This window comes from Methylotenera sp. L2L1 (genome assembly GCF_000744605.1).
Lineage (GTDB): Bacteria > Pseudomonadota > Gammaproteobacteria > Burkholderiales > Methylophilaceae > Methylotenera.
Window position 1 is genome coordinate 333,121 of record NZ_JQMG01000001.1, and the last position, 14,870, is coordinate 347,990.

16 protein-coding genes are annotated in these 14,870 nt (G+C 44.1%); 5 read left to right on the forward strand and 11 right to left on the reverse strand.

Features of this window, described 5'->3' with window-relative positions; all coding sequences use genetic code 11:
• Positions 1 to 13 precede the first annotated feature (13 nt).
• The 4 genes from lspA to murJ form a co-directional block, all read right to left on the reverse strand.
• Positions 14 to 475, reverse strand: a complete 462-nt coding sequence (gene lspA, locus FG24_RS01585; protein WP_036300265.1) for a signal peptidase II — start codon at positions 473 to 475, stop codon at positions 14 to 16.
• The gene (ileS, locus tag FG24_RS01590) at positions 468 to 3,284 is read right to left on the reverse strand and encodes an isoleucine--tRNA ligase (protein ID WP_036300267.1); all 2,817 of its coding nucleotides are present in this window, start codon (positions 3,282 to 3,284) and stop codon (positions 468 to 470) included. Before ileS ends, lspA begins: the two co-directional genes overlap by 8 nt.
• Before the next feature lie 88 nt (positions 3,285 to 3,372).
• Positions 3,373 to 4,287 (reverse strand): bifunctional riboflavin kinase/FAD synthetase, encoded by a 915-nt coding sequence (locus FG24_RS01595; protein ID WP_036300268.1) that lies wholly within the window; start codon positions 4,285 to 4,287, stop codon positions 3,373 to 3,375.
• Complete coding sequence (murJ, locus tag FG24_RS01600; RefSeq protein WP_036300270.1) at positions 4,288 to 5,832, reverse strand: murein biosynthesis integral membrane protein MurJ; 1,545 nt, start codon at positions 5,830 to 5,832, stop codon at positions 4,288 to 4,290.
• 183 nt (positions 5,833 to 6,015) lie between these two features.
• Here murJ and rpsT point away from each other — a divergent pair, with 183 nt between their 5' ends.
• Positions 6,016 to 6,279: a 30S ribosomal protein S20 gene (gene rpsT / locus FG24_RS01605; protein ID WP_015831476.1), complete on the forward strand. Its 264-nt coding sequence runs from the start codon at positions 6,016 to 6,018 to the stop codon at positions 6,277 to 6,279.
• Positions 6,280 to 6,609: 330 nt separating this feature from the next.
• On the opposite strand, the gene FG24_RS01610 is transcribed toward rpsT, so the two are convergent.
• From FG24_RS01610 to cgtA, 4 genes are read right to left on the reverse strand one after another with little or no spacing between them, the layout of a single operon-like run.
• A complete protein-coding gene (locus FG24_RS01610) occupies positions 6,610 to 7,758 on the reverse strand; it encodes a 5-(carboxyamino)imidazole ribonucleotide synthase (RefSeq protein WP_036300274.1) in 1,149 nt (382 codons plus the stop codon).
• Complete coding sequence (gene purE, locus FG24_RS01615; RefSeq protein ID WP_036300276.1) at positions 7,755 to 8,261, reverse strand: 5-(carboxyamino)imidazole ribonucleotide mutase; 507 nt, start codon at positions 8,259 to 8,261, stop codon at positions 7,755 to 7,757. Before purE ends, FG24_RS01610 begins: the two co-directional genes overlap by 4 nt.
• A gap of 51 nt (positions 8,262 to 8,312) precedes the next feature.
• On the reverse strand, positions 8,313 to 9,470 hold the full coding sequence (gene proB / locus FG24_RS01620; RefSeq protein ID WP_036300279.1) for a glutamate 5-kinase: 1,158 nt from the start codon (positions 9,468 to 9,470) through the stop codon (positions 8,313 to 8,315).
• Positions 9,457 to 10,548 (reverse strand): Obg family GTPase CgtA, encoded by a 1,092-nt coding sequence (gene cgtA / locus FG24_RS01625; RefSeq protein WP_036300281.1) that lies wholly within the window; start codon positions 10,546 to 10,548, stop codon positions 9,457 to 9,459. Before cgtA ends, proB begins: the two co-directional genes overlap by 14 nt.
• A 66-nt stretch (positions 10,549 to 10,614) precedes the next feature.
• Between cgtA and FG24_RS12705 the strand changes: the two genes are divergently transcribed.
• The gene (locus tag FG24_RS12705) at positions 10,615 to 10,755 is read left to right on the forward strand and encodes a hypothetical protein (protein ID WP_160172170.1); all 141 of its coding nucleotides are present in this window, start codon (positions 10,615 to 10,617) and stop codon (positions 10,753 to 10,755) included.
• A 14-nt stretch (positions 10,756 to 10,769) separates the two neighbouring features.
• Here the strand turns inward: FG24_RS12705 and rpmA are convergent, their stop codons facing one another.
• Both rpmA and rplU read right to left on the reverse strand, forming a co-directional pair.
• Entirely contained in the window at positions 10,770 to 11,027 is a 258-nt protein-coding gene (rpmA, locus tag FG24_RS01630) for a 50S ribosomal protein L27 (RefSeq protein WP_015831469.1), read from the reverse strand.
• Between the two features lie 29 nt (positions 11,028 to 11,056).
• Positions 11,057 to 11,371, reverse strand: coding sequence for a 50S ribosomal protein L21 (gene rplU / locus FG24_RS01635; RefSeq protein ID WP_015831468.1), 315 nt, complete (start codon positions 11,369 to 11,371; stop codon positions 11,057 to 11,059).
• 383 nt (positions 11,372 to 11,754) lie between these two features.
• On the opposite strand from rplU, the gene ispB reads away from it, so the two are divergent.
• Positions 11,755 to 12,723 carry an octaprenyl diphosphate synthase gene (gene ispB / locus FG24_RS01640; RefSeq protein WP_036300284.1) on the forward strand — a complete coding sequence of 323 codons (969 nt, stop codon included), beginning with the start codon at positions 11,755 to 11,757 and terminating at the stop codon, positions 12,721 to 12,723.
• Positions 12,724 to 12,758: 35 nt separating this feature from the next.
• Here ispB and FG24_RS01645 read toward each other — a convergent pair whose 3' ends face one another.
• Positions 12,759 to 13,130 carry a hypothetical protein gene (locus tag FG24_RS01645; RefSeq protein ID WP_036300287.1) on the reverse strand — a complete coding sequence of 124 codons (372 nt, stop codon included), beginning with the start codon at positions 13,128 to 13,130 and terminating at the stop codon, positions 12,759 to 12,761.
• Between the two features lie 222 nt (positions 13,131 to 13,352).
• Here FG24_RS01645 and FG24_RS01650 point away from each other — a divergent pair, with 222 nt between their 5' ends.
• Positions 13,353 to 14,222: a prepilin peptidase gene (locus FG24_RS01650; protein ID WP_036300289.1), complete on the forward strand. Its 870-nt coding sequence runs from the start codon at positions 13,353 to 13,355 to the stop codon at positions 14,220 to 14,222.
• Positions 14,223 to 14,232: 10 nt separating this feature from the next.
• Positions 14,233 to 14,850, forward strand: a complete 618-nt coding sequence (gene coaE, locus FG24_RS01655) for a dephospho-CoA kinase (RefSeq protein ID WP_036300291.1) — start codon at positions 14,233 to 14,235, stop codon at positions 14,848 to 14,850.
• The last annotated feature ends 20 nt before the right edge of the window (positions 14,851 to 14,870 follow it).

Consider the following 14,870-nt stretch of genomic DNA (forward strand, 5'->3'; position numbering starts at 1 on the left):
AGCTTTTGAATAGCTACGACGTTTTCGACTTCTTAAAGCTATCTGCCAGTAGCAATCCAACACCTACACAGATTGCACTATCTGCCACATTAAAAGCTGGCCAATATAACTGATCAATATGAAAGAACAGAAAATCCACTACATAGCCTAAAGTCAGCCGATCATACAAATTACCAATCGCACCACCTAGCACTAGTGCCAGACCCAAGCTAAATAGCTTTTCATGATGATGCTTTTTAATCAGGTAGGTAATCACAACGGCAGCAATCGCAGTAACCGCTGTAAAAAACCATTTTTGCCAACCGCCTGCATCCGCTAAAAAGCTAAATGCAGCCCCCTCATTATGAAAACGCACTAAATCAAAAAAACTAGTGATTGTTAAGTGCTCGCCGTACACAAAAGCATTCTGTACTAAATGCTTCGTATACAAATCTAGCGCGACCACAATGGCACTGATGACAAACCATTTACGCATGTGAGCGAGCCTCGCCTTTACCAAACAAATTGCTTACACAACGTCCGCAGATATGTGGATGTGCTACATCAGCGCCTACATCAGCACGATAATGCCAGCAACGGTCACATTTTGTATGTGCACTTGGTGCCACTTGTACCTCTAATTCACCAGCACGCTGATGCAACGAAGCACGTGAGGTAATCAGCACAAAACGCAAGTCATCCTGTAGGCGGTTTAATGCCTCAAATGTTGCACCATCTGCATAAACATCCAATTCAGATTGCAATGATGACCCCACCAAACCAACGGCACGTTTCTCTTCTATCGCTTTATTGGCTAAGGCACGTACTTCAAGCACGGTTTGCCAAGACTGAACCTCGGTTTTGCTTAGCCCGTGCGCTGGCAAGGTATACCAGAGCTCTTCAAATACAGTTTTATCTGCATCCAAACCTAGCGTTTGCCAAATTTCATCCGCAGTGAAACTTAAAATCGGTGCCATCAAGCGCATCATCGTATGGGTAATATGATGCAACGTGCTTTGCGCAACACGGCGCGCATGCGATGCCTCACCCGTGGTGTATAAGCGATCTTTTAAGATATCTAAATAGAAACCGCCCAAGTCCTCTGAGCAGAAGCTAACAAATTTTTGCACCGCCAAGTGGAACTCGTAACGGTCATAGTCCGCCAGTATCTCAGTTTGCAATTTGTCGGTTAGGTGTAAAGCATAACGGTCAATCTCTAACCACTCGCTTACAGGTAACAAGTCTTTAGCTGCATCAAAGTCAGCCAAGTTAGCCAATAAGAAGCGTAAAGTGTTGCGAATACGTCGATAACTCTCAGCCACTCGCTTTAAAATCTCATCTGAAATGGTCAGTTCACCTGAGTAATCGGTAGAAGCCACCCATAGACGCAAGATATCTGCGCCATAGGTATCCATCACTTTTTGTGGCGCAACCACATTACCCTTAGATTTACTCATTTTGTGGCCACTGCCATCCACCACAAAACCATGCGTTAGCAATGCTTTATACGGTGCATGTCCATCAATCGCACAACCGGTAAGTAAGCTGGACTGGAACCAACCTCTATGCTGGTCTGAGCCTTCTAAATACAAATCAGCGGGGAAGGCTAATTCAGGACGACGTTTAAGCACCGCCGCATGCGTACTACCTGAGTCAAACCACACGTCTAAGGTGTCAGTCACCTTTTTATATTGCTCAGCATAGTCTGGGGCATGTTGTGCCAAGAAAGCCGCGCCATCTAAACTAAACCAAGCCTCTACACCGGTTTTTTCCGTGAGCAAGGCCGCCTGCTCTAACAGCTCTGCAGTTTGCGGATGCGGCTCGCCGGTTTCTTTATGCACAAACAGTGGCATCGGCACGCCCCAGTTGCGTTGGCGTGATACACACCAATCTGGGCGGTTCTTAATCATTGCTTCTAAACGTGCACGACCCCAGCTCGGGAAAAACTCGGTCTCATCCACGGCTTTGTTGGCATGCTCACGCAATGCTTTACCGTTGATGTCATGTGCGTTCATGCCAATAAACCATTGGTGCGTTGCCAACTGCATCAGTGGCGTTTTATGGCGCCAGCAATGCGGGAAGCTATGATTCAAACGTGCGCTTGCAAGTAAGTGACCACTTTCCTGCATTTTTGCCAAAATTACTTTGTTAGCATCCTGTCTGGTCAACCCACGAATAGCCTCAAGCTCAACCAACTCACTCGTAAAGAACTTGCCGTCACCACCCATTAACACTCTTGGTTTTTGTTCCGGGAAATTAGCACGCATCACCAACCAGTCATCATTACCATGTGCAGCGGCTGTATGCACCAATCCAGTACCAGCCTCTGTTGTCACGTGATCACCACATATCACCGGCACTTGGCGGCTATCGAACGGATGTTGTAACTGTAAGTGCTTTAAAGCTTCACCTTTACATGTCGCAAGCACTTTAAAATCCAACTCACCATAACGCGCCAACGTAGCTTCAGCCAGCGCGTTTGCAAGAATGAGTAAACCCTTGCTTGTTTGAATCAGGTCATAATCAAGTTCAGGATGCACACTCACCGCTTGGTTTGCTGGTAATGTCCAAGGCGTCGTTGTCCAAATCACGGCATAAGCATCAGCCGTCACATTTATGCCAAATGCCTTACCCAATGCTGCGCGGTCTGCCACTTTAAAACCCACATCAATTGCTGGTGAGTTCACATCCTCATACTCAACCTCTGCCTCAGCTAATGCCGAGCCGCAATCCACACACCAATGTACGGGTTTACTGCCTTGATACAGATAGCCATTTTTATAAATATCACCTAAAGCACGCATGATGTCAGCTTCAGTTTGGTAATCCATCGTTAAATAAGGATTATCCCAATCTGCCTGCACACCTAAGCGAATAAAGTCTTTCTTTTGTTTTTCTACCTGTTCGGCGGCATATGCACGGCATAACTCACGAAACTTAGCAGGGTCTATATTCTTACCGTGATTTTTTTCCACAACCAACTCAATCGGCAAGCCATGACAATCCCAGCCCGGCACATAAGGGGCATCAAACCCTGAAAACGTTTTAGATTTTACAATGATGTCTTTTAAGATTTTATTAACAGCATGCCCAATGTGAATATCTCCGTTGGCATAAGGAGGGCCATCATGCAGAATAAATTTTGTCGCACCCTTACGCGCTTTGCGAATACGCTCATAAAGCTTTTTGTCCTGCCATGCTTTCAACCATGCTGGCTCACGCTTTGCCAAATCTCCACGCATCGGGAAAGCAGTCTCAGGTAGATTTAATTTATACTTACTTTGCTCTTTATTGTCTTCAGTCATTTAAAATCTCAACACATTTCATTTTCATTATTTCGGCCGACCCAGCGATTCACTATTGGCTTAACAAGCTAACAGCGACTGGTTACATTTACCGCGAAGCTGGAATAACAGCTCCAAAAAAATTTCTTGCCAATTTTACATCATTTGCAATTTGCGCTTTCAACGCATCCAAACTTTCAAACTTCATTTCATCACGTATTTTATGTAAAAACTCTACATGTACGTGTTTACCATAAAAATCGCCATCTAAATCAAGCACATGCACTTCCAGCGACAGCTTAGATACTCCAGCAATGGTTGGGCGCACCCCTAAATTCGCAACCGCATTCAAGCCATCTAATTTTACTGCATACACCCCTTTTAACGCAGGTCGCTCATGGCGCATATGCACATTCGCCGTAGGAAAGCCAAGCTGCCTACCACGCTTTGCGCCGTGCACAACCTTACCACTAATGCTATAGCTCCTGCCTAAGAGCTGTGCTGCCTCATCCAAGCGACCATCCGCCAATGCAGAGCGCACCCGTGTACTCGACACCCTAACATCGGCTAAACTCACTTGCGGCAAACTCACAAGGTTAAAGCCTTCTGCAATAAAATCACTCACAGAACCAGCACGCTTTGCACCAAAACGAAAATCTTCACCTACTAAAACCGCTTGTGCATTAATTGAATCGCGTAATATATCGCGCATAAATACTTCGGCAGTCACTTTTGCAAAACGCTGATCAAATCTACATACATATACACGCTCGACATCAGCCTGTGCAAAATACTCCAATTTTTCCCGCAAAGAACAAAGTCTTGCCGGCGCAAGTTCCGGGGCAAAAAATTCACGCGGATGAGGTTCAAATGTCATCACCGCAGCTTCTAAGTTAAACGTTTCAGCAGACTGCTTGAGTTGAGCCAATAGCGCTTGATGCCCCAAATGCATGCCGTCAAAGTTACCAATTGCTAACGCACATGGTTGTTGCAGCGTTACTGGTACATGTCTAAAAACCTGCATCTATCGACTCACCCTGCGTATATAGTCTCTGGGCCTAAAACCCAGTAACAATAGCATTGAAAAATAGCTCGCTGCTCCTAACACCACTAAACCACTCAAATAACTTAAGCGCTGCATCAAACCAAAATTTAGCCACAAAGCCGTATCACCCATCGCAAAAAACAACACGGCGCCCATGACACTTAATGCAATCAACAATTTAAACATGAATAGCAACCAACCTGATTGCGGATGAAATATCTGTGCTTTACGTAAGTGATGATATAACAGGGCTGCATTAAGACAAGCACCTACACCGATTGCCAACGCTAACCCAACATGCTGCAAATTCAGCACAAAAACAAAAAACAGATTCATCACCTGTGTCATCACTAGGGTAAACACTGCAATCTTCACTGGGGTTTTAATATTTTGTCGCGCATAAAAACCTGGCGCCAGAATTTTAACCAAAATCAAACCTAACAAGCCTACGCTATAGGCAATCAAGGCTTGTTGAGTCATTAAAACATCATGCGGCGTAAACTTACCGTAATTAAATAAGGTCGCGACCAACGGAGTTGCCAACACGGCTAACGCGACCGCAGCAGGTGCCGCTAAAATAAAAGTTAGCCTTAATCCCCAATCCAGCAATTGCGAGTACTCGCCATCATCTTTGCCGGCATAAGCTTTAGATAAGCTAGGTAACAATATGGTGCCTAGCGCAACACCAAGCACACCTGTCGGAAACTCCATCAGGCGGTCTGCGTAATAAAGCCAACTAACGCTACCAGTATCTAAAAATGAAGCGAAGATCGTGTTAAGAATAAGCGATATCTGCGCCACAGACACACCCAGCACAGCCGGCCCCATTAACTTGAGTATGCGCCACACGCCCTCGTCATCTGGCTTAAAGTCAAACCTAGGCAACAGCCCTATCTGTCTTAAAAACGGGATTTGAAACGCCAACTGCAAACCTCCGCCAATAAATACAGCCCACGCTAACACTTTAATCGGCTCGTCAAAATACGGCGCAAAGAACAGTATGGCAACAATCATAGAAACGTTTAGCCATACTGGGGTAAACGCTGGAATACCAAATTTATTGTAGGTATTAAGTACACCGCCAGCCATAGACACTAGCGATATAAAGAAAATATACGGAAACGTAATGCGCAACAACTCTATCGTCAGTTGCATTTTCACCGCATCACCTCTAAAACCAGGCGCTACCAAACTGACAATCCACGGTGCAGCTAACATCCCAAGTATCGTGACCACAACTAAAATCAACCCTAACCAAGTGGCAACCCGATTAATAAGGCGATGTGTTTCATCAAACCCGCGCTGACTTTTATATTCAGATAAGATAGGCACAAATGCTTGGCTAAATGCTCCCTCAGCTGATATTCTGCGCAATAGATTCGGGATTTTAAAAGCAACAATAAAAGCGTCACTCAACATACCAGCACCAAATACGCGTGCAATTAGCGTATCGCGGACGAATCCTAAAATACGCGAAACAAAAGTCATGCTGCCGACTTTAGCCAGCGCGTTGAGTAAATTCATGCTTTATCGTTATAATGTAGTGGTGAAAAGTTTAGTATTAACAACATATTGCGTAATTTTAACACGCCAATAGTCACTAGGTATTATTTACAAACATATTTGCATTATTTTAACTTGCAATATATTTATAAAATAGCTATGATTATGGGCTTCGAATTTTGAATAGCTTTTTAGGAAAAACAGATGGCAAATACCGCACAAGCAAGAAAACGTGCTCGTCAAGCAGTTAAGCAACGTGCTCACAATGCAAGCTTGCGTTCTACTTTGCGCACAGCAATTAAAAAAATCATTAAAGCTGTAGAAGCTGGCGATAAAGCTGCAGCTACTGCTGCGTACTCAGAGAATGTAAGTGTTATTGACCGCATTGCGGACAAAAACATCATTCACAAAAACAAAGCCTCACGTCATAAAAGCCGCTTAAACGCTGCGATTAAAGCGATGGCATAATTAACCTCTTAAGTGTTCATTCACTTAAGTCGTTATTAAAGCAATAAAAAAGCCGAACATTTGTTCGGCTTTTTTATTGCTTATTCAGATCAACACTATTTTTACCAACAAGTGGTGCTGGCAAGACTTAGACTTAATGTCTAATCACAATTCAAATGTCGCATCACCTGCGATACAACCTGACAATCACGCCTAGCAGACCTAGCTACAGAAATATCAATCATCGTTTTTATCGTTAATTAAAATATTAATTAAAAAACGGCACGCAAAAAAATGGCATTGATATCAAAATAATCAATGCCATTCATCGCAACAGTTATTAAATAGGTTTTAGCTGCCGATATTTAACTCTGATCGCACTTGCAGCGCCAATTTAATCGCCTCATCTCGGCTTGTATTCAACACAGTAAAGTGTCCCATTTTTCTACCCGCACGCGCCTCATTCTTACCATACAGGTGCATCTTCAGCGTAGGCACACCAAAAGCTAATTGCCAATCCGGCGCCGCTTTAGCATCAGGCCAGATATCGCCTAATAAATTCACCATCACAGCAGGACTGTGCTGACGGCTGCTACCTAAAGGAAGACCTGCCATTACACGCACTTGCTGTTCAAACTGATTAGTGATGCAAGCATCAAGCGTATAGTGGCCTGAGTTATGAGGTCTAGGTGCAATTTCATTAACAAGCAACTCACCATCACACACAAAAAACTCCACACCTAGAACACCGGTGTACTCTAACTTCTCAGCAACGCTAATGGCAAGCTTTTGTGCCTGATGATTCACAGCATCACTACCACGCGCTGGCACAATGGATATATCCAAGATACCATTCAAATGACTATTTTCTGCGGTAGGGAAAGTGGCAACATGCCCATTCACATCACGTGCGAGCACGACAGAAACCTCATAATCCAATTTCAGCATTTTCTCTAACACGCACTCCTCTTGCGAGAATGCTGAAAACGCTGCTTTAGCTTCGCTCAAGTTAGCAACACGCGCTTGGCCTTTACCATCGTAACCAAATCTTGCCACCTTAAGAATCGCTGGATAAATTTCACTGTCATCCGCTGGCAAGTCTGACTCAGCATTAACAACAACATAAGGTGCAACAGGCAACCCTGCATTTTTAATAAAATTCTTCTCACTCACACGATGCTGTGCAATCGCCACCGCTTCAGCAGATGGGCGCACAGGCACAGACTGCGCCAACGTACTCAATGTGGCAGCAGGAACATTCTCAAACTCGGTTGTAATCGCTTGGCAAGTCTCCGCAATTTGCGCTAATGCGGCTTCATCATCATATTTAGCGCAAATATGCACATCAGCAATTTGGCCAGCAGGGCTATTTTCATCTGGGTCTAATACAGTGACTTTATAACCCATTTCATGGGCTGCAATCACAAAAAAACGGCCCAATTGACCGCCACCCAACATACCCAGCATCGCTGGTGGAAGAATCATAGAAGGTTGACTCATGGTTTGTCGCTTAACTCCATGTTAAATACTTTTTCTGTTTGTTTAGTACGAAATTCCGTCAGTTTATTAGCCAGCGCAACATCTTGATTCGCCAGTATTGAAACGGCAAATAAACCCGCATTAGCAGCACCGGCATCACCAATAGCAAAAGTCGCTACTGGAATACCTTTTGGCATCTGCACTATCGATAACAATGAATCTTGGCCTTGCAAATGCTTAGATGGCACCGGCACACCCAATACAGGCAAAGTTGTTTTAGCAGCGACCATCCCAGGTAAATGGGCAGCGCCACCAGCGCCAGCAATAATCACTTGAATACCTTTGTTTGCCGCAGTTTCCGCAAATTCAAACATCAAGTCAGGCGTACGATGCGCAGAAACCACTTTCGCTTCATAAGCCACACCAAAATCAGCAAGCATTTGTGCTGCATTTCTCATTACCGGCCAGTCACTGTCTGAGCCCATAATAATGGCTACCAATGGTTGATTATTTGCCACATGCATTCCTTTATGTAATCTGAATTAAAACTAAAAGTCTCAATGAAAACTTACGATTTATTTTACAACTGCCTCAGCCTGTCTTAGCAATACCAGATTATCGCGATGAATCAACTCAGATTCGTCCACATACCCTAATATTGATTCTATCTGCTGGCTAGGCTTGCGCATCACCCTAGCCGTTTCACTCGCAGAATAGTTCACTAACCCACGAGCAACTTCATTACCATCAGCATCAACGCAGGCAACAACATCCCCGCGCTCAAAATAGCCTTCTACAGCCGTCACGCCGATTGGCAATAAGCTTTTACCCTCAGCCACCAGCACACGCACAGCACCAGCATCCAACACCACTTTACCCGTGGTCCGTAAATGGTCCGCAAGCCACTGCTTACGCGCCGCTATTTTCATTTGGGTAGCTTCAAGGTGGGTACCAATTACCTCACCAGCACTGAGTCGCACTAGTACATTGTGTTCGCGACCAGAAGCAATTACCGTATGCGCTCCGCTACGTGCAGCACGCTTTGCAGCCAAAATTTTAGTCAGCATGCCACCAGTGCCTACGCTGCTACCTGCACCGCCAGCCATCTGCTCTAACGCTAAATCGCCAGCAGTTGCACGCTGCACAAATTGAGCATCAGGATCTTTGCGTGGGTCAGCCGAATACAAGCCTTGCTGATCCGTCAAAATCACCAGAGTATCAGCCTCAATCAAGTTGGCCACTAACGACCCTAAAGTATCGTTGTCACCGAACTTAATCTCATCCGTTACCACGGTGTCATTCTCATTAATAATTGGAATAACTTTTAAATCCAGCAAAGTGCGCAATGTGGTTCTTGCATTCAGATAGCGCTTTCTATCGGCCAAATCATCATGTGTGAGCAGAACCTGCGCAGTATGTAACTGATGTTGACTAAAGCAGCGCTCATACATTTGCACCAGACCCATTTGCCCGACCGCCGCAGCCGCTTGCAGCTCATTCACCGCGACTGGGCGCTTTTTCCAACCCAGTCTTTGCATACCCTCAGCCACTGCACCGCTTGAAACCAACACCACTTGCTTACCCTGTTGCACCAGCGTCGCTATTTGTGAGGCCCACTCTGCAATAGCAATATGATCTAAACCATTACCATTGTTGGTGACTAGGCTAGAGCCCACCTTCACAACAATGACTTTTGCATCAGATACTAGAGAGTTAAATTCAGGCGACTTCATTCCCAGCTTCTTTATCTTCACTAACACTTGCTGCAACATCACGATTAGGCACAATCACCTCTTCATCATGTTGCTTATTGTCTTCGATATGCTGCATGATGGCGTAGGTAAGCTCCTTGCAACCAATCCCACTGATTGCAGAAATAGCAAATACACGGCCATCCCATCCATAAGCCTTCACAAAATCTTCAACGATTTGTTTAGATTCCGGCAACATATCAATCTTATTCAAAACCAGCCAGCGTGGCTTATTGTAAAGCGCCTCATCATATTTCCTGAGCTCCTCTACAATCGCTTTCGCTTCATACACAGGATCCACAGCCTCATCGAACGGAGCGATATCAACCAGGTGCAGCAACAATGAGGTGCGCTGCAAATGACGTAAGAACTGATGGCCTAAACCAGCACCCTCTGCCGCACCCTCAATAATTCCTGGAATATCTGCAATCACGAAACTGCGCTCGGCATCCACACGCACCACACCTAAATTAGGGTGCAATGTTGTAAATGGATAATCGGCAACTTTAGGTTTAGCCGCTGAAACGGATCGAATAAATGTGGATTTACCCGCATTAGGCATCCCTAGCAACCCTACGTCAGCCAGCACTTTAAGCTCTAAATAAAGCTCAAACTCCTCACCTGGATCACCTTTGGTACACTGACGTGGTGCGCGATTTAAACTAGATTTAAAATGCACATTACCTAAGCCACCTTTACCGCCTGTGGCCATTTGTGCACGTTGCCCATGCTCACTTAAATCCACTAACATTTGCTCGCTAGACTTATCTGAAATCACGGTACCAACTGGAACACGCAAAATCATGTCTTCGCCTTTAGCGCCATAACACTCAGCACTACGACCATTTTCTCCGCGTTGCGCCCTAAAGCTACGCGTGTAGCGATAATCTACTAAGGTATTAATATTACGATCGGCTTCAATAATGATAGAACCACCACGACCGCCGTCACCGCCACTTGGCCCACCCATTGGCTCGTATTTTTCACGACGAAACGTAGCTACGCCGTTACCGCCGTCGCCCGCATAAATTTTAATAGTTGCTTCGTCAATAAATTTCATAATACCTAGAGTGTCTTATCAGTTCATGTAATTATCGCGCAGGATTCTGTTTTGTAGGGGATTTTTATGAAAAGTAATCTAAACTACATCACTAATCAGCCAAAAACCTTTACCCAACATAAAACTAGCAAGAACGCACGAATTGATAAAACATTCTGCCAGCGCGAACCAAATAAAAAAGCCCTATCAAACGACAGGGCTTCTTAAATTATCGCAAAAAACTAAGCTGGAATAATATTCACAGTTTTACGTTTTAATGCGCCTTTAATTGTAAAGCTCACCTTACCGTCTGCTTTAGCGTACAAAGTATGATCTTTACCCATACCTACGTTTTCACCAGCGTGCATTCTAGTACCACGTTGACGCACGATAATGCTACCAGCTGAAACAAATTGCTCACCGAATGCTTTAACGCCTAGACGTTGGGCTTGTGAGTCGCGACCGTTACGTGAACTACCGCCTGCTTTTTTGTGTGCCATGATTTAATCCTTAACTTAACGATAACTGCTTATTTAGCAGCGATTGCTTCAATTTTAATTTCCGTATAACTTTGGCGATGGCCTTGTGTTTTACGGTAGTGCTTACGACGGCGGAATTTAAAAATCATTACTTTGTCGCCACGGCCGTGTGAAACAACCGTTGCTTTAACAGTAGCACCTTTAATAATTGGCGAACCAATTGTTGTGTTATCACCGTCAGAAACCATAAGAATTTGATCTAGCGTAACTGTGCCGCCAACTTCAACTTCTAGCTTCTCAACTTTTAATCTTTCGCCTTGAACTACGCGATATTGTTTACCACCAGTTTTGATTACTGCATACATGATTATGCCTTTAACTCATACTTCAAAAGAATCGCGCATTATACGCAATTTATCCTGTAAAGCAAACCTTAATCTAAGCAAATTAACAAAAATGTTAGATTAAATTTTTCAAGGAAAATTGTCGTCAACTTATTCGTACCTAATTAGCAATGCGCACCTACATATTTGGCCGCGTTCCAACCGAAAGCATTATCAAACTCTGACAAAGCTCGACTTGCGTCAGCGCTAACCTTAGCAGCTTTAACTGGATAAAGTCATCAACGGTTTAAAAACCAAAGATACTATTATATATGATGAATAAGTCTAAAAAACCATGTCATTGAAAATCTTGGATTTAAATAGGCTGTGATAAAATCACCTTTCATTTTATAGGTTATATTAATGTGACTCCAAGCATCATTCAATCTTGCATAGACAACGACATGCGCATGGTGGACAAGGCTATCCGCCAATCACTACATTCAGAAGTTACCTTGGTTAACCAAGTAGCCGAGTATATTATTAATAGCGGTGGAAAAAGACTGCGCCCGATGCTGGTACTGCTATCTGCGGGACTGTTTGGAGAAATCCAAGCTCATCACCATCAATTAGCCGCTGTTGTAGAGTTCATTCACACAGCCACACTACTGCATGACGATGTCGTTGACGAGTCCTCAAAGCGCAGAGGCCAAAGCACCGCTAACGCATTATTTGGGAATGCAGCAAGCGTACTGGTAGGTGACTTTGTTTACTCCCGCGCATTTCAAATGATGGTTTCAGTACAAAACATGCGCGTTATGGAGGTGTTGAGCAATGCAACTAACGTGATTGCTGAAGGTGAAGTGCTGCAACTGCTTAACGTTAATAACGCTGACATTTCCGACGAAGCTTACTTGCAAGTGATTCATTACAAAACCGCCAAGCTTTTTGAGGCTGCAACAAGATTGGGCGCAATTATCAGCCAGGCTAGCGAAAAAGACGAAGCTGCACTTACCGCTTATGGCATGCACTTGGGCACGGCTTTTCAGCTAATCGACGATATTCTGGATTTAAGCGGCAACAGCGAAGATATTGGCAAGAACCTAGGTGACGACCTTGCCGAGGGGAAACCTACCCTTCCGCTGTTATTCGCAATGCGCAATAGCAATGCAGAGCAAAGCGCATTAATCCGCAATGCCATTGAACAAGGGGGGCTGGAGCATTTGCCGCAAGTGATTGAAATCGTAAAAAACTCAGGCGCACTAGACCACGTGAGAAAAATGGCAGAAGCTGAGTCAGCACAATGCTGCGCAGCGATTGCCCACTTCTCCGATTCTAATTTCAAACAGGCATTAATCGAACTTGCAGATTTTGCGGTAAAAAGAAACTTTTAACCACGCCTGTAAATTAACCTTAAATTGGAAACAGGTTAATTTAAGATGATTTTCTCACCGCTGTCTGCATGGTAATAAGTCAAATGCGCACAGTCACTTGTGCCAGCAGTCAAAGAGCCATCAAACAAAGATTGACCTTCAACATCAACGACTGCGTACCCATTGTGATACAAAGTTACCTCTGCTAGTTTTGGGGCTTTCACTGCAATCTCACGCATTGCAAAACTGATGCAGTTTTCCTCCTCTGCCTCAGAGTAGACCTCCCAATCTTTGCCACCCGCCAATTGTGACAACCAGCTTGGCAAGTCAACCTCAACACGGCAAATAATAGGCTCATCCCACTCAGGGTGAATAGCTTCAGTCAGAGCAAGCTCTGTTGCACTTTGTTGATGGTTAATGTCTGTCATATTGTGTCCTTAATACAAGTTACTACTCTATTATAATCTCAATTACCTAATCTATATTTGCGGCTCTATATCAAAATTTCAAGACCAAAGACGCAAACTAAATTCGCGGCAATCATAAACACTTAACGTTAGAATATGGCATTAAGTTTACAGTTACTTAACGGCACGTTATAGTTTTATCTTAAAGCGACATTAACAATAAGTTCTGACCAAAGGATCACCATGCCGTCTGCATTGAATGAGTTATCGAATATCCTTCAACAAAACAACACCTTATTTATCGCACTATCCACTTTACTCGGCCTCATGGTAGGCAGCTTCTTAAATGTAGTAATCTACAGACTTCCTAAAATGATGGAGCAGGAGTGGCATAACAACTGTCTAGAACTTCAGGGAAAAGAAATTCCAACTAACATCCAATACAGCCTGTCTAAGCCACGCTCAACCTGCCCACACTGTGGTCATAAAATATCGGCATGGGAAAATATTCCAATTATTAGTTATCTAGCCCTTAAAGGGCGCTGTAAGGGATGCAAAGCATCCATCAGCATGAGATACCCGCTGATTGAAGCGCTTACCGCCACTCTAATTGGGCTAATCAGTTGGAAATTTGGCTATTCTGGCACTACACTCATGGCATGGGTCTTTGCATTTGCACTTATTGCACTGACTTTTATCGACTTTGATACACAACTGCTACCAGACGACATTACACTGCCGCTGCTATGGCTTGGGCTATTGTTTAATTTAAACTTTGGCTTCACCGATTTAAAATCAGCAGTGATTGGCGCAATGGCTGGATATCTTGTTTTATGGTCTGTGTATTGGCTATTTAAGATTATTAGAGGCAAAGAAGGCATGGGCTATGGTGACTTCAAACTACTAGCAGCGATTGGTGCATGGTTTGGATGGAAACTTTTACCTGCGGTTATTTTACTATCCTCTACATTAGGCGCAATTATCGGTATTGCTTTAATCGTATTTACCCAACGCGGCAAGGAAGTGCCAATGCCATTTGGCCCGTTTCTAGCAATAGGCGGGATTGCAGCGTTGTTTTTTGGCCAGACACTTGCCACATTCTATTTGCCATAACATAGCGCCAATGTACGTAGTTGCACTCACAGGCGGGATAGGTTCAGGTAAAAGCGAAGCATCTAAGCAATTTGCCAGCTTAGGTGTCCCAGTCGTAGATACAGACGTGATCGCACACGAGCTTGCCGCTGCAGGCAGCCCTTTACTTAAAGAGGTTGACCGTATTTTTGGTGCAGACTTCTTTAATGCCGATGGCACACTTAACCGCACCAAACTACGCACACACATTTTTAGCGATGCGAATGAAAGAGTTAAGCTTGAGCAGTTGATGCACCCAGCTATTCACCAGAAAGCACTGCAAACACTTCAAGAAAACGAACAAAAACTGCATCCCGCCTATCAATTATTGGTTGTGCCTTTACTCTTTGAAAGCAATCGATATCAATCGATATTAAATAAAACCTTAGTGATTGACTGTGATGAGTCCTTACAAATCAGTCGAGCAATGGGGCGTAGCAACCTCACTGCCGATGATGTAAAAAAATTGATGCTGGCACAAACCTCTAGAGAAAACAGACGCGATCTCGCCGATGTCATCATAGACAACAGCGGTACCGTCAGCGAGCTAGCAGAGAAAATTAATGAATTCCATAAAAAACTCATTAAGACTTGCATAGTTAGCAAATAAATTTGATAATCCAGTTCAAC

Excerpts from the sequence above, each read along its gene's own strand:
- purE (WP_036300276.1), bottom strand. The coding sequence starts at position 8,261 with ATGCATGTGGCAAATAATCAACCATTGGTAGCCATTATTATGGGCTCA.
- proB (WP_036300279.1), bottom strand. The coding sequence starts at position 9,470 with ATGAAGTCGCCTGAATTTAACTCTCTAGTATCTGATGCAAAAGTCATT.
- murJ (WP_036300270.1), bottom strand. The coding sequence starts at position 5,832 with ATGAATTTACTCAACGCGCTGGCTAAAGTCGGCAGCATGACTTTTGTT.
- coaE (WP_036300291.1), top strand. The coding sequence starts at position 14,233 with ATGTACGTAGTTGCACTCACAGGCGGGATAGGTTCAGGTAAAAGCGAA.
- FG24_RS01595 (WP_036300268.1), bottom strand. The coding sequence starts at position 4,287 with ATGCAGGTTTTTAGACATGTACCAGTAACGCTGCAACAACCATGTGCG.
- FG24_RS01610 (WP_036300274.1), bottom strand. The coding sequence starts at position 7,758 with ATGAGTCAACCTTCTATGATTCTTCCACCAGCGATGCTGGGTATGTTG.
- cgtA (WP_036300281.1), bottom strand. The coding sequence starts at position 10,548 with ATGAAATTTATTGACGAAGCAACTATTAAAATTTATGCGGGCGACGGC.
- lspA (WP_036300265.1), bottom strand. The coding sequence starts at position 475 with ATGCGTAAATGGTTTGTCATCAGTGCCATTGTGGTCGCGCTAGATTTG.
- rplU (WP_015831468.1), bottom strand. The coding sequence starts at position 11,371 with ATGTATGCAGTAATCAAAACTGGTGGTAAACAATATCGCGTAGTTCAA.
- ileS (WP_036300267.1), bottom strand. The coding sequence starts at position 3,284 with ATGACTGAAGACAATAAAGAGCAAAGTAAGTATAAATTAAATCTACCT.
- FG24_RS01650 (WP_036300289.1), top strand. The coding sequence starts at position 13,353 with ATGCCGTCTGCATTGAATGAGTTATCGAATATCCTTCAACAAAACAAC.
- rpmA (WP_015831469.1), bottom strand. The coding sequence starts at position 11,027 with ATGGCACACAAAAAAGCAGGCGGTAGTTCACGTAACGGTCGCGACTCA.
- rpsT (WP_015831476.1), top strand. The coding sequence starts at position 6,016 with ATGGCAAATACCGCACAAGCAAGAAAACGTGCTCGTCAAGCAGTTAAG.
- FG24_RS01645 (WP_036300287.1), bottom strand. The coding sequence starts at position 13,130 with ATGACAGACATTAACCATCAACAAAGTGCAACAGAGCTTGCTCTGACT.
- FG24_RS12705 (WP_160172170.1), top strand. The coding sequence starts at position 10,615 with ATGAAAAGTAATCTAAACTACATCACTAATCAGCCAAAAACCTTTACC.